Annotated in this window: 12 protein-coding genes and 1 pseudogene; 12 read left to right on the plus strand and 1 reads right to left on the minus strand. The window is 69.6% G+C overall.

Going from position 1 to position 14,358, the window contains the following annotated elements:
* Positions 1-3: 3 nt before the first annotated feature.
* From ACFWSK_RS17515 to ACFWSK_RS17550, 8 genes are all read left to right on the plus strand, one after another.
* Positions 4-1,062, plus strand: coding sequence for an ABC transporter ATP-binding protein (locus ACFWSK_RS17515; protein WP_383786526.1), 1,059 nt, complete (start codon positions 4-6; stop codon positions 1,060-1,062).
* On the plus strand, positions 1,055-2,197 hold the full coding sequence (locus ACFWSK_RS17520; RefSeq protein ID WP_383786528.1) for an ABC transporter ATP-binding protein: 1,143 nt from the start codon (positions 1,055-1,057) through the stop codon (positions 2,195-2,197). Before ACFWSK_RS17515 ends, ACFWSK_RS17520 begins: the two co-directional genes overlap by 8 nt.
* Positions 2,198-2,360: 163 nt before the next feature.
* Positions 2,361-3,995, plus strand: coding sequence for an ABC transporter substrate-binding protein (locus ACFWSK_RS17525; protein ID WP_383786531.1), 1,635 nt, complete (start codon positions 2,361-2,363; stop codon positions 3,993-3,995).
* A gap of 99 nt (positions 3,996-4,094) precedes the next feature.
* Positions 4,095-5,018, plus strand: coding sequence for an ABC transporter permease (locus ACFWSK_RS17530; RefSeq protein WP_383786534.1), 924 nt, complete (start codon positions 4,095-4,097; stop codon positions 5,016-5,018).
* Positions 5,011-5,988: an ABC transporter permease gene (locus tag ACFWSK_RS17535; protein WP_383786537.1), complete on the plus strand. Its 978-nt coding sequence runs from the start codon at positions 5,011-5,013 to the stop codon at positions 5,986-5,988. The genes ACFWSK_RS17530 and ACFWSK_RS17535 overlap by 8 nt, the downstream gene beginning before the upstream one ends.
* 13 nt (positions 5,989-6,001) lie before the next feature.
* Positions 6,002-6,979 (plus strand): ABC transporter ATP-binding protein, encoded by a 978-nt coding sequence (locus tag ACFWSK_RS17540; RefSeq protein WP_383786539.1) that lies wholly within the window; start codon positions 6,002-6,004, stop codon positions 6,977-6,979.
* Entirely contained in the window at positions 6,969-8,210 is a 1,242-nt protein-coding gene (locus ACFWSK_RS17545; protein ID WP_383786542.1) for an ABC transporter ATP-binding protein, read from the plus strand. The genes ACFWSK_RS17540 and ACFWSK_RS17545 overlap by 11 nt, the downstream gene beginning before the upstream one ends.
* Positions 8,211-8,402: 192 nt before the next feature.
* Complete coding sequence (locus ACFWSK_RS17550; RefSeq protein ID WP_383786545.1) at positions 8,403-9,509, plus strand: hypothetical protein; 1,107 nt, start codon at positions 8,403-8,405, stop codon at positions 9,507-9,509.
* A gap of 68 nt (positions 9,510-9,577) precedes the next feature.
* On the opposite strand, the gene ACFWSK_RS17555 is transcribed toward ACFWSK_RS17550, so the two are convergent.
* Entirely contained in the window at positions 9,578-11,704 is a 2,127-nt protein-coding gene (locus tag ACFWSK_RS17555; protein ID WP_383786548.1) for an alpha/beta fold hydrolase, read from the minus strand.
* 177 nt (positions 11,705-11,881) lie between these two features.
* On the opposite strand from ACFWSK_RS17555, the gene ACFWSK_RS17560 reads away from it, so the two are divergent.
* From ACFWSK_RS17560 to ACFWSK_RS17575, 4 genes and pseudogenes are all read left to right on the plus strand, one after another.
* Positions 11,882-12,076: a hypothetical protein gene (locus ACFWSK_RS17560; RefSeq protein ID WP_014154257.1), complete on the plus strand. Its 195-nt coding sequence runs from the start codon at positions 11,882-11,884 to the stop codon at positions 12,074-12,076.
* Positions 12,077-12,125: 49 nt separating this feature from the next.
* Entirely contained in the window at positions 12,126-13,043 is a 918-nt protein-coding gene (gene mshB / locus ACFWSK_RS17565) for an N-acetyl-1-D-myo-inositol-2-amino-2-deoxy-alpha-D-glucopyranoside deacetylase (RefSeq protein WP_383786551.1), read from the plus strand.
* On the plus strand, positions 13,040-13,498 hold the full coding sequence (locus tag ACFWSK_RS17570) for a DUF6113 family protein (RefSeq protein WP_383786554.1): 459 nt from the start codon (positions 13,040-13,042) through the stop codon (positions 13,496-13,498). The genes mshB and ACFWSK_RS17570 overlap by 4 nt, the downstream gene beginning before the upstream one ends.
* A gap of 175 nt (positions 13,499-13,673) precedes the next feature.
* Positions 13,674-14,358 (plus strand): annotated as a pseudogene (locus ACFWSK_RS17575) (hypothetical protein); the annotation flags it as partial.

Consider the following 14,358-nt stretch of genomic DNA (forward strand, 5'->3'; position numbering starts at 1 on the left):
CACGTGACCACCATCGACAAGACCGCAGAAGTCCCGTCCGCGCGCTCGGGAGACGACCACGTCGGCCCGCTGCTCGAAGTCCGCGACCTGCACGTGGAGTTCCACACCCGTGACGGTGTGGCCAAGGCCGTCAACGGCGTCAACTACAGCGTGAACGCCGGTGAGACGCTCGCCGTCCTCGGCGAGTCGGGCTCCGGCAAGTCCGTGACGGCGCAGGCCATCATGGGCATCCTCGACATGCCCCCGGGCAAGATCCCGCAGGGCGAGATCTTCTTCCGCGGCCAGGACATGCTGAAGATGTCCAACGAGGAGCGGCGCAAGATCCGCGGCCAGAAGATCGCGATGATCTTCCAGGACGCGCTGTCCTCGCTGAACCCGGTCCTCACCGTCGGCTACCAGCTCGGCGAGATGTTCCGGGTGCACCAGGGCCTGTCCAAGAAGGAAGCCAAGGCCAAGGCCATCGACCTGATGGACCAGGTCAAGATCCCGGCCGCCGCGGCCCGTGTCTCGGACTACCCGCACCAGTTCTCCGGCGGTATGCGCCAGCGCATCATGATCGCCATGGCGCTGGCCCTGGAGCCGGACCTGATCATCGCGGACGAGCCGACCACGGCCCTCGACGTGACGGTCCAGGCACAGGTCATGGACCTGCTCGCGGAGCTCCAGCGCGAGTACAACATGGGCCTGATCCTGATCACGCACGACCTGGGTGTCGTCGCGGACGTCGCCGACAAGATCGCCGTGATGTACGCGGGCCGGATCGTCGAGACCGCCCCCGTGCACGAGATCTACAAGCGTCCGGCGCACCCGTACACCAAGGGTCTGCTGGAGTCGATCCCGCGCCTCGACCAGAAGGGCCAGGAGCTCTTCGCGATCAAGGGCCTGCCGCCCAACCTGCTCAACGTGCCGTCGGGTTGTGCGTTCAACCCGCGCTGCACGATGGCGCAGGACATCTGCCGTACGGACATCCCGGCCCTGCGCCCGGTGACCGAGCAGGACGGTACCGATCTGGTCGGCCGCGGCAGCGCCTGCCACTTCTGGAAGGAGACGATCCATGGCTGACATCGAGAAAGAGCCCGTGGACGCCACCCCGAACGTCACCGAAGTGGCGACTGTGGACGCGGCCAGCGAGGCGGAGGCCGTAGCCGCCATCGACGCGCCCGTGTCGCAGGGCGAGCCCATCCTTCAGGTGCGCAACCTGGTCAAGCACTTCCCGCTGACCCAGGGCATCCTGTTCAAGAAGCAGGTCGGCGCGGTCAAGGCCGTCGACGGGGTCTCCTTCGATCTCTTCGCGGGCGAGACGCTCGGCATCGTGGGCGAGTCCGGCTGTGGCAAGTCCACGGTCGCCAAGCTCCTGATGACGCTGGAGCGGGCCACCGCCGGCGAGGTCTTCTACAAGGGCCAGGACATCACCAAGCTGTCCGGGCGTGCGCTGAAGGCCGTGCGCCGCAACATCCAGATGGTGTTCCAGGACCCGTACACCTCGCTGAACCCGCGGATGACGGTCGGCGACATCATCGGTGAGCCGTACGACATCCACCCCGAGGTCGCGCCCAAGGGCGAGCGGCGCCGCAAGGTGCAGGACCTCCTGGACGTCGTGGGTCTCAACCCGGAGTACATCAACCGCTATCCGCACCAGTTCTCCGGCGGTCAGCGCCAGCGCATCGGCATCGCCCGCGGCCTCGCGCTCAACCCGGAGATCATCATCTGCGACGAGCCGGTCTCCGCGCTCGACGTGTCGGTGCAGGCGCAGGTCATCAACCTGATGGGGAAGCTCCAGGACGAGTTCAACCTCTCCTACCTCTTCATCGCGCACGACCTGTCGATCGTCCGGCACATCTCGGACCGGGTCGGCGTCATGTACCTCGGCAAGATCGCCGAGATCGGTACGGACGAGCAGATCTACGAGCACCCGACGCACCCCTACACCCAGGCGCTGCTGTCGGCGGTTCCGGTTCCCGACCCGGAGGCCCGTGAGGGCCGCGAGCGGATCATCCTCTCGGGTGACGTCCCCTCGCCGGCGAACCCGCCGTCGGGCTGCCGCTTCCGTACGCGGTGCTGGAAGGCCGAGGACAAGTGCGCCACGGAGGTGCCGCTGCTGGCGATCCCCGAGCGCTTCAAGGGAGTGGACTCCCCGGTCGCTCATGAGTCGGCGTGTCACTTCGCCGAGGAGAAGGACGTCGTTCACGCGGCCTAGTTCTCCTTCTTTCTCCACCGCCGGGCGGGCTTGGTCATTCGAGCCCGCCCGGCGGTTTTGTGCTGTCGGGCCGCCACCGATGGGCCTGTTTAACAGGCGATCAGAAGGCAAATGGGGTGATATGAGGCATTGAGTTGCTCAATGAATCTCTAGGAGGCACTTCATGCGCGGAGCCACACAAGCCAAGTGGGCCGCATGTGCGGTGGCCGTCGCCCTGGCAGCGACGGCTTGTGGCGGCGGGGACGACAGCGGTGGTGGCGGCGGTGGCGCCGACGGGATCGTGAGTTCCTCCTGGGGCGACCCGCAGAACCCGCTGGAGCCCGCGAACACCAACGAGGTGCAGGGCGGCAAGGTCCTCGACATGATCTTCCGGGGTCTCAAGAGGTACGACCCGAAGACCGGCGAGGCACAGAACATGCTCGCCGAGAAGATCGAGACGACCGACTCCCTGAACTTCACGGTCACCGTGAAGGACGGCTGGACCTTCAGCAACGGCGAGAAGATCACCGCGGCCTCGTTCGTGGACGCCTGGAACTACGGCGCAGCGCTGAAGAACAACCAGAAGAACGCCTTCTTCTTCGCCCAGATCGACGGCTACGACAAGGCCCACCCCGAGGCCGGCTCCGCCTCCACGGACAAGCTCGCCGGCCTCAAGGTCGTCGACGACAAGACGTTCACCGTCAAGCTCTCCCAGAAGTTCTCGCTCTGGCCGGACACCCTGGGCTACCCCGCCTTCGCGCCGCTGCCCAAGGCGTTCTTCACGGACCACGACGCCTGGCTCTCCAAGCCGGTCGGCAACGGCCCGTACGCGATCGACACGTACGCCAAGGGCTCGGCGATGAACCTGCGCAAGTGGGACAAGTACCCGGGCGACGACAAGGCGCGGAACGGCGGCATCGACCTCAAGGTCTACACCGACAACAACACCGCCTACACCGACCTGACGGCCGGCAACCTCGACCTCGTCGACGACGTGCCCGCCTCGCAGCTCACGAACGTCGAGGCGGACCTCGGCGACCGCTACATCAACACCCCGGCCGGCATCATCCAGACCCTCGCCTTCCCGTTCTACGAGGCGGAGTGGGACACGCCCGAGGCCGCCAAGGTGCGTCAGGGGCTGTCGATGGCGATCAACCGTGCGCAGATCACCGACCAGATCTTCCAGAAGACCCGGACCCCCGCCTCCGACTGGACCTCACCGGTCCTCGGTGCGGAGGGCGGCTTCAAGAAGGGTCTCTGCGGCTCCCCGTGCGAGTACGACAAGGCCGCGGCCAAGAAGCTGATCGACGACAACGGCGGCATCCCCGGCGGCCAGCTGAAGATCTCGTACAACGCGGACACCGGCTCGCACAAGGAATGGGTCGACGCCGTCTGCAACAGCATCAACAACGTCATGGGCAACAACAAGGCGTGCGTCGGCAGCCCCGTCGGCACCTTCGCCGACTTCCGCAGCCAGGTCTCCCAGCAGAAGCTGACGGGCGCCTGGCGCGCCGGCTGGCAGATGGACTACCCGCTGATCCAGAACTTCCTCCAGCCGGTCTACTACACCAACGCCTCGTCCAACGACGGCAAGTGGAGCGACAAGGAGTTCGACGACCTCGTCGACAAGGCCAACGCCGAGACGGACAAGGCCACGGCGGTCTCCACGTTCCAGGACGCGGAGAAGGTGATGGTCGAGCAGATGCCGGTCATCCCGCTCTGGTACCAGAACGGCAGCGCCGGCTACTCGGACCGCATCGAGAACGTCACGCTCAACCCGTTCAGCGTCCCCGTGTACGACCAGATCACGGTCAAGTGAGCTGACGGAGGCCGGGCCGGCCGGTGCGGACGACGTACCGGCCGCCCGGCTTCGCAGTCCCCGCCGTCCGCCCGTTCGCCCCGACCCCCGGAGCCCCTCATGGGACGTTATGTGATCCGGCGGCTGCTGCAGATGATCCCCGTCTTCTTCGGCACCACGCTGTTGATCTTCCTCATGGTGAACGTGATGGGCGATCCCATCGCCGGCCTCTGCGGCGACCGCCAGTGCGACCCGGCTACCGCTGCTCAGCTGCGCGCGGAATTCGGCCTCGACAAGCCGGTCTGGCAGCAATACCTCACCTACATGGGCAACGTCTTCACCGGCGACTTCGGTACCGCGTTCAACGGGCAGGAGGTCACCGAACTGATGGCGACCGCCTTCCCCATCACCATCAGGCTCACGATCATCGCGATCGTCTTCGAGATCGTCATCGGCATCAGCCTCGGTGTCGTCACCGGCCTGCGCCGCGGCCGCCCCATCGACACCACGGTGCTCATCCTGACCCTCGTCGTCATCTCCGTACCGACGTTCGTCACCGGCCTGCTGCTCCAGCTCCTGCTGGGGGTCGAGTGGGGGATCATCAAGCCGTCCGTCTCCTCGGAGGCCCCGTGGAACGAACTGATCATCCCCGGGCTCGTCCTCGCGTCCGTCTCGCTGGCCTACGTCACCCGGCTCACCCGGACCTCGATCGCCGAGAACGCCCGCGCCGACTACGTACGCACCGCCACCGCGAAGGGGCTGCCCCGGCGCCGCGTCGTCGTCCGGCACCTGCTGCGCAACTCACTGATCCCTGTCGTCACCTTCATCGGTACGGACGTGGGCGCCCTGATGGGCGGAGCGATCGTCACCGAGCGGATCTTCAACATCCACGGCGTCGGATACCAGCTCTACCAGGGCATCCTGCGCCAGAACTCCCAGACCGTCGTCGGATTCGTCACCGTCCTGGTTCTCGTCTTCCTGGCAGCCAACCTGATCGTCGACCTCCTGTACGCCGTACTCGACCCGAGGATCCGCTATGCCTGAGCCGCTGTCATCGGACGGAGCGATCTCCCCGACGGGGGCCGGTGGCGCCATGGACCTCGCCCTGGACGAGGGAGTCAGTCTGGAGAAGACGCCGGGCGGCCCCCAGGGGACGGGACCGGCGGGCAAGCCGCGCAGCCTCTGGTCCGACGCCTGGCGCGATCTGCGCCGCAACCCCGTCTTCATCATCTCCGGGCTGGTCATCATCTTCCTGGTGATCATCTCGATCTGGCCCCAGCTGATCGCGAGCGGCGACCCGCTGCAGGCCAACCTCGACGACGCCCAGAAGGGCTCCGAGCCCGGCCACCCCTTCGGCTTCGACCCCCAGGGCCGGGACGTCTACACGCGCGTCGTCTACGGCACCCGGACCTCGGTGACCGTCGGCGTCTGCGCCACGCTCGGAGTGGCACTCCTGGGCAGCGTCCTCGGCGGCCTCGCCGGGTTCTTCGGCGGCTGGTGGGACTCGGTCCTGTCCCGGATCACCGACGTCTTCTTCGGCATCCCGGTGGTCCTCGGCGGCCTGGTCTTCCTCTCCGTGGTCACCGGCTCCACCGTCTGGCCCGTGGTCGGCTTCATCGTGCTGCTGGGCTGGCCGCAGATCGCCCGTATCGCCCGCGGCGCGGTGATCACCGCCAAACAGAACGACTACGTGCAGGCCGCGCGCGCACTCGGCGCGTCCAACTCCCGGATGATGCTGCGCCACATCACGCCCAACGCCGTCGCCCCGGTCATCGTCGTCGCGACGATCGCGCTGGGGACGTACATCTCGCTGGAGGCGACGCTCTCGTACCTCGGAGTGGGCCTCAAGCCGCCCGCCGTCTCCTGGGGCATCGAGATCTCCGAAGCCTCCCCGTACATCCGCAACGCCCCGCACATGCTGCTCTGGCCCGCCGGAGCGCTGGCGATCACCGTGCTCGCGTTCATCATGCTCGGCGACGCGGTGCGCGACGCCCTCGACCCCAAGCTGCGCTGAGGAGTCCGTTGCCATGCTGCTCGAAGTGCGCGACCTGCATGTGGAGTTCCACACCCGCGAAGGGGTGGCCAAAGCCGTCAACGGGGTCAACTACTCGGTGGCCGAGGGCGAGACGCTCGCCGTCCTCGGTGAGTCCGGCTCGGGCAAGTCGGTCACCGCGCAGGCCGTCATGGGCATCCTCGACATGCCGCCCGGGAAGATCAGCGGCGGGGAGATCCTCTTCAAGGACCGCGATCTGCTGAAGCTCAAGAAGGAGGAGCGGCGCAAGATCCGCGGCCAGGAGATGGCCATGATCTTCCAGGACGCGCTGTCCTCGCTGAACCCGGTACTGACCGTGGGGGAGCAGCTCGGCGAGATGTTCGTCGTGCACCGCGGCATGTCCCGCAAGGACGCCAGGACGAAGTCGGTCGAGCTGATGGACCGGGTCCGCATCCCGGCGGCCAAGGAGCGGGTGGGCAACTACCCGCACCAGTTCTCCGGCGGTATGCGCCAGCGCATCATGATCGCCATGGCGCTGGCGCTGGAGCCCTCCCTGATCATCGCGGACGAGCCGACCACGGCCCTCGACGTGACGGTCCAGGCACAGGTCATGGACCTGCTCGCGGAGCTCCAGCGCGAGCTGAACATGGGTCTGATCCTGATCACGCACGACCTGGGTGTCGTCGCGGACGTCGCCGACAAGATCGCCGTGATGTACGCGGGCCGGATCGTCGAGACCTCGCCCGTCCACGACATCTACAAGGCCCCGGCGCACCCGTACACCAAGGGCCTGCTGCGGTCGATCCCGCGCCTGGACCAGAAGGGCGGGGAGCTGTACGCGATCAAGGGCCTGCCGCCCAACCTGCTGCACATCCCGCCCGGCTGTGCCTTCAACCCCCGCTGCCCGATGGCCCAGGACGTGTGCCGCACGGACGTGCCGCCGCTGTACGAGGTGTCCGAGCACCGCCAGAGCGCCTGCCACTTCTGGAAGGAGACGCTCGATGCACGCTGATCACTCCGGCGGACGGAAGGAAGCCCGCGAGGAGGGCGAGGTGGCGGCCACCCCGCCGTCCACCGCGCGGACCGGGACGGCGTACGCGAACGGCGACCCGATCCTGGAGGTCCGCGACCTCGTCAAGCACTACCCGCTGACCCAGGGCATCCTGATCAAGAAGCAGATCGGGGCCGTCAAGGCGGTCGACGGTGTCTCCTTCGACCTGTCGGCGGGCGAGACGCTCGGCATCGTGGGGGAGTCCGGCTGCGGCAAGTCGACCGTGGCGAGGATGCTGGTGCACCTGGAGCGGCCGACGGCGGGAGCCATCCGCTACAAGGGCGAGGACATCACCAGGCTGTCCGGGCGTGCGCTGAAGGCGGTGCGCCGCAACATCCAGATGGTGTTCCAGGACCCGTACACCTCGCTGAACCCGCGGATGACGGTCGGCGACATCATCGGTGAGCCGTACGAGATCCACCCCGAGGTGGCCCCGAAGGGCAGCCGGCGCCAGAAGGTGCAGGACCTCCTGGACGTGGTGGGGCTCAACCCGGAGTACATCAACCGCTATCCGCACCAGTTCTCCGGCGGTCAGCGCCAGCGCATCGGCATCGCCCGCGGCCTCGCGCTCAACCCGGAGATCATCGTCGCCGACGAGCCGGTCTCCGCGCTCGACGTGTCGGTCCAGGCCCAGGTCATCAACCTGCTGGACAGTCTCCAGAGCGAGTTCGACCTGAGCTTCGTGTTCATCGCCCACGACCTGTCGATCGTCCGGCACATCTCCGACCGGGTCGGCGTGATGTATCTCGGCCGGATCGTGGAGATCGGCACCGACGAGGAGATCTACGAGCACCCCACCCATCCGTACACCCAGGCACTGCTGTCCGCCGTGCCGGTACCCGACCCGATGGCCCGCGAGTACCGGGAGCGGATCATCCTGCACGGCGACGTGCCCTCACCCGCCAACCCGCCGTCGGGCTGCCGCTTCCGCACCCGCTGCTGGAAGGCGCAGGAGCGGTGCGAGCTGGAAGTGCCGCTGCTGGCCGTCCCGGCGACCTTCCGGCTGACGGAGAGCCCGGCGAGCCACGACTCCGCGTGCCACTTCGCCGAGGAGAAGCACGTGGTGCCCTCGGAGGGGGAGCGGGACACACCGCCGGGACAGGGGCGGGGGCCGGACGTGGAGGCGCCGGGCACCGCGATCAGGAAGCGGCCCCCGCGGGAGCCGGGGACGCGGGGCGACATCCAGCCATAAATGCCGACGAACTTCGTTTACACAGAGGCAACTTGGCTGTCGCGGCACCGATATACGAACGGTCCATGATGAACAGCGTACGGCCGTGCGGGTGCCGTGAACCGGCTGGGGTGACGTCACGTCACCCCAGCCGGTTACCCGTTCCCCGAGGCCCTCTTGTCCGATGCCGGAGCACGGTGGAGTATCGCTGGGGTGACACTCACACGGGGTGCGAGAATCACCGGGGCCGTCCTCTGTTCCGTGCTCGCGGTGATGGTCGTGGGCTGGGTCGTGCGGGATGTGCGGGCCGTCAGCGAACCCCTCGATCTGCTGCGGTACTGGGCGGGTTACGCCGACGCACGGCCGGACGCACTGCCCGCCACCTCGCATAGCGACCTCGTCCTGCTCGTCGTGTACGTCTTCGCCACGGCCGCCGCCCTGCGCTCGTCGGTGGCCGCGTCGGCGCTCGTCGCCACCGGCCTGGTCACGCTCCTGCTCCGGCTGCCCGGCGTCTGGGGCATCGGCGCGTCCTGGATGGACGGCCGGTACGCGGACGAGCTCCGGACCAGGGCGCTGATCGGTACGTTCGTGGCCCTGGCCGCCGCGCTCGCCCTCCTCGTCACCGGAGCGGCCGGCCGCAGGCAGTCGGAGGACTTCTACGAGCCGAGGCCCACCAGACCCGGCCAGGGCGCCTCCGCCGTCGCCTTCCTGATGCTGGGCGCGGCCGGCGCGGTGATGATCGCCTGGGAGATCCGCCAGCTGCTCACCTTTCCCTCCAGCATCTACCCCGACTGGTTCGTCGGCGGGCCGGACGTCCGCATGGAACTGACCGACGCGCCGCCGGGCTGGACCAACGCGACGGTCGCCCTGCTCTGCCTGGTCGTGGCGGTCAGTGCCCTGGTCCACGCGGTCCACTCCCGGACCCTCGGCGTGATCGTGGCCGGATTCGTGTTGACGGCCGGTTCGCTCGGCATAGCCCGTGCGCTGCACCACCAGCTCCTGGAGCGCTTCGGTGAGCTGGGGACCGAGCTCCAGCTCACCCTGCTCTCCTGGTGCTTCCTGGCCGTCGCCGGGGCCGCCGCACTGATCGCCCTGGCCCGCAGGGGCTTCGAGGACGTGCCCGTCGGCCCGCACCAGGGTTACGGCTATCCGCAGGGCGGGGCGCCCGGGTACGGCTACCCCCCGGCCGGCGCCCACGGGCAGGGACCCGGTTACGGCTACCCGCAGGCCGGGGCCCCGGGGCAGGGGCCCGGTCACGGCTACCCGCAGGGCGGTGGATTCGGACCGCCGCCGCCCTCGTCCCCGCCGCCCGGCTGGTGAGTTCCCCCAGGGCCTCTCGTCCGGATCGTGCCGGGCTCGCTGATCCGGCCTGATCCAAACGAAAGACCCTAGGCGTCGCTCAGCCCCAGCGACCGCTTGAGGAAGTCGACCTGGAGCAGCAGCAGATTCTCCGCGACCTGCTCCTGCGGGGTCATGTGCGTCACTCCGCTCAGCGGCAGTACCTCGTGGGGCCGCCCCGCCGACAGCAGCGCCGACGACAGCCGCAGGGCGTGCGCGACCACCACGTTGTCGTCCGCGAGGCCGTGGACGATCATCAACGGCCGTACCTGCCCGGCGGGTTCGGAGAGCCCCTCGTCGGTCGTCAGGGCGTTGTGGGCGTACACCCCGGGCTGCTCGGCGGGGTCGCCGAGATAGCGCTCGGTGTAGTGGGTGTCGTACAGCCGCCAGTCGGCCACCGGGGCCCCCGCGATGGCGGCGTGGAAGACGTCGGGGCGCCGCAGCACCGCGAGCGCCGAAAGATAGCCGCCGTACGACCAGCCGCGCATCGCGACCTTGGAGAGATCGAGCGGGAAGCGCCCGGCGAGCGCGTGCAGGGCCTCGATCTGGTCGTCGAGGGTGAGCGGGAAGTCGTCCCTGATGGCCTTCTCCCAGCCGGGTGACCGGCCGGGTGCGCCCCGGCCGTCCGCGACGACCACGGCGAAGCCCTGGTCCGCGAACCACTGGGAGGTGAGGTGGGCGTTGTGTGCGGCGACCACCCGGCGGCCGTGCGGCCCGCCGTACGGGTCCATCAGGACCGGAAGTGGACCATCCGATTCCTTGTATCCCGTGGGGAGCAGTACGGCGCACGGAATCCGCCGTGCGCCCCCCTCCGTGAGCCGCACGTTCGCCGAGAGAACCGGCTCCTCCGCGTACGTCGCCACCGAGGAGGTCCGCCTGCCGTCCCGCAGTACCTGCGCGGACCAGCCGGGCTGTTCCGGGGACGCCGAGACGAGCACGGTCACCCCGCCCGAACGGACGGCGGTGTGCACACCCACCCCCTCGGAAATCCGTTCGATGCCGAGCTCGTTGACCCGGTACACATGGCTCTGCCCGGTCTCCGGGTCGGCTGCCTCCTCGCCCGCCGTCGCCGAGACCAGGACGTCCGACTCCCCGATGTCCAGCACCGCCTGAATGTGCAACTGCGCCCCGGTCAGCGGCCGGTCGCCGACGGCGAGCACCCGCGCCCCGCCCTCGTCGGCGATCCGTACGAGCCGGCCGTCCGGCGCCCAGGCGGGCACCCCGGGGAACAGATCCAGCCACACCTCGTCCTCGTCGACGTGCACCGTGCGCGTCGCGCCGCTCTCCGGGTCGACGGCCAGATGCAGTTGACTGCGCTGGTCACGGGCCTGCACCAGGAGCAGCGGAGCGCCGGCGGACGACCAGTGCACCTCGGCCAGATACGGATAGCGCACCCGGTCCCAGACCACCTCGGTGCGGGCCCCCTCCAGATCCATGATGAAGAGCCGCACCTCCGCGTTGGCCGTCCCCGCCGCCGGGTAGGCCGTCTCGGCGGGCCTGCGGCCGGGATGTGCGGGATCGGCGATCCACCAGCGCTGTACGGCGCTGTCGTCGACCCTGGCGACCAGCAGCCGGTCGGACTCCGGTGACCACCAGTAGCCCCGGGAGCGCTGCATCTCCTCGGCCGCGACGAACTCCGCCAGGCCGTAGGAGACGTGCGGGTCCTCCGGCTCGGCGACCGCCCGGTCCCCGTCGCCCTGCGCGCCCACGACGCGCAGTACGCCGCGCGTGACGTACGCGATGTGGCGGCCGTCGGGGGAGGGGCGGGGGTCGATCACCGGCCCGGGCACCGGCAGCGCCCGCGCCGTCCCGGCCCGCAGCTCGGCCACGTACACCTTCCCGGAGAGCGCGAACGCCGCCAACTCGGCGGCCCCGTCCACCGCATAGCCGACGATGCCCCCCGAGCCCTCCCGGCTCCGCTCGCGGCGGGCCCGTTCCTGCGGCGACAGCCTCTCCGCCGAACCGCCCAGCAACGCCTCGGGGTCGGCCGCGATCCGCTCCTCGCCGGTCGAGGGGTCCAGCACCCACAGCCGGTTCGTACGGTCGGTGCCGGAGGCCGAGCGGAGGAAGATCACCCGCGTCCCGTCCGGTGAGACGGTGAATGCGCGGGGGGCGCCGAGGGTGAACCGCTGGGTCCGTGCGTACTGACGGGGAAAGGACAGCTTCTGCGAGGTCATGGCCTTGAACTTAGAGGGTCGGGATGTTCCGTGAGCGGGTCCGTGCGCCCCTCGTGCTGCTGTGCCCCGAACAATGCGGTGGCACGGATAGTTATGATCCGTAGCGCTCGGTGGGTAAGAACCTGCTGGCTCCATGTGTGCTGCCCGTCCCGACCGTACTGATGGAGGTGAACCGCCGTGGCACTCTCGATTTCGGCGGTGGTGCTGCTGGCGATCGTCGTCTTCCTGCTGATCCGGAAATCCGGACTGAAGGGCGGACATGCGGTGGTCTGCATGTTGCTCGGGTTCTATCTCGCCAGCTCGTCGATCGCCCCCACCATCTCGGAGGTGACCTCGAACGTGGCAGGCATGATCGGGGGCATCAAGTTCTGACCCGTGGGGCAGTCGGTGCGTGAAGCAGGTGGCTCGTAGGGTGGTCCCCATGAAGGACCTTCCCGGCCGCCGTCTGCTCCTGGTGCACGCGCACCCCGACGACGAGTCGATCAACAACGGTGCCACCATGGCCAGGTACGCGGCCGAGGGCGCCCACGTCACCCTGGTGACGTGCACACTCGGCGAGGAGGGCGAGGTCATCCCGCCGGAGCTCGCCCACCTCGCCGCCGACCGGGACGACACCCTGGGCGCCCACCGCATCGGTGAACTCGCCGCCGCGATGCGGGAGCTCGGGGTCACCGACCACCGCTTCCTGGGCGGCCCCGGCCGGTACCGCGACTCCGGGATGATGGGCACCGAACAGAATCACCGCCCAGGCGCCTTCTGGGACGCCCCGGTGGACGAGGCCGCAGGGCATCTCGTCGAGGTGGTCCGCTCGGTGCGCCCCCAGGTCCTCGTCACGTACGACCCCGACGGCGGCTACGGGCACCCCGACCACATCCAGGCCCACCGCGTCGCGATGCGCGCCGCGGACCTGGCCGCCGACCCCGCGTACCGCCCGGCCTCCGGCGCGCCGCACACGATCGCGAAGATCTACTGGAACCGCGTACCGCGCACCGTCGTGGAAGACGGTTTCGCCCGGCTGAGGGCCGAAGCCCCTGACGCCTTCCCGGGCATCGCCGCCGTCGACGACGTGCCGGGCGTGGTCGACGCGACGCTGATCACCACCGAGATCGACGGCTCGGGCGTCGCAGGCGCGAAGACCGCCGCCATGCGGGCCCATGCCACGCAGGTCGCGGTGGACGGCCCTTTCTTCGCTCTGTCGAACGACCTCGGCCAGCCCGTTCTCACCACCGAGTACTACCAGTTGGTCCGCGGTACCGCCGCGCGCGGTGACGACGGACGCGAGCACGACCTCTTCGCCGGCGTGCCGGAACCCACAGGCGCACCGGGAGCACAGGCATGAACAGCAGGCGCACACGGGCCTCCTCGCAGGCCCCGCGTACCGACGCGCCGCCCAGGGGCCCCGTGCCCACCGGTCTCGCGGCGCCGGTGAACCCCGCCCGGATCGCCGGCTACGTCGGCCTCGCGGTCCTCGGCACACTCGTCGCTCTCGCGGGCGCTCTCGTCCAAGCCGCCTGGTTCCCCGGCGGTTTGCTGATCGCGCTCGCCGCCTGCGCCGGGCTCTTCTACGGCGGCAGGGTGCTGGTGGGAACGCAGCTCGGCGCGCTGGCCCCGGCCGCGGGCTGGCTCATCGCGGTGGTCCTCCTCCTCAGCGGCCGCCCCGAAGGCGACTACGTCTTCGGGGACGAAGTCGGCCTGGGTCTTTTCCTGCTCGGCGGGATGGCTGTCGCTGTGATGTGCGCCACCACGTCACGACTGCCTCAATCAGCCACCAACACCGGCCGACCTGGCCCCTGATGTGCCAGGTCCGATACCGGAACGACCCCCGCAGGTGTGACGCATAGGTGGAGGTTTCCCCCGGTGGCGGAGTGTCCGGTGGCGTCGGCCAGTATGGTGGTGCGCGCGCCGAGCCGTCCCCTGGCCTGCGGCATGGGGGAAGTACGGGCGGCGGAGCCAATCGGGAGAACCTGCTTTGAGTCGTGAAACTGACAGTTCGTCCTCCGGGCCCCAGGGGCGCGGCGGAGCCGCGTATCCGTCGGGCACGCCGCCGTACGGATCCCGCCAGTATCCGTCGCTGCACCCGTCGCAGGACGGTCCGGAGGCGACTCCGGATCCTGTGGACCCCCCGCGGCCGGAGGAGCCCAGAACCGAGACGACGCTGACGACGCGCATCCGGATCAACATCCCGGGCTCGCGTCCCATCCCGCCTGTCGTGATGCGTACGCCGATGGGCGACGGCGACACGTCCGGCGGCCGTCCGGACGCCGAGCGCACGGGCAGCACGCCGCGCCCCGGCGCGGCCACGCCCCCCGCCGCCGCGAACGGCGCCGGAAGCGGTCAGGGCGCGGACGGACGGGACGGCGGAGCCTCCGGCGAGCCGCCGGCCGACAAGCCGGCCAGGGAGAAGAGCGGCAGCGACTGGTTCGCTCCGCGCAAGGCCCCGACGACCACGTCGGTGGCCGCCTCGTCCGGCACACCCGCCGAGGGCTCCGGTCCCGCGCCGACTCCGCCCCGCGCCGACCTGCCGTACTTCTCGGACGTCCCGCGGCGCGCGGGCGACCAGGGTGCGCCCCGCCCCGGCGGCAGTGCCCTCGACGGGCTCGGCGCCGAGGCGCCGGGCGGCGCGGGTGGCCCCGGTGGCCAGGGCGGTCCCGGCA

It is taken from the genome of Streptomyces sp. NPDC058620 (assembly GCF_042717135.1).
GTDB lineage: Bacteria > Actinomycetota > Actinomycetes > Streptomycetales > Streptomycetaceae > Streptomyces.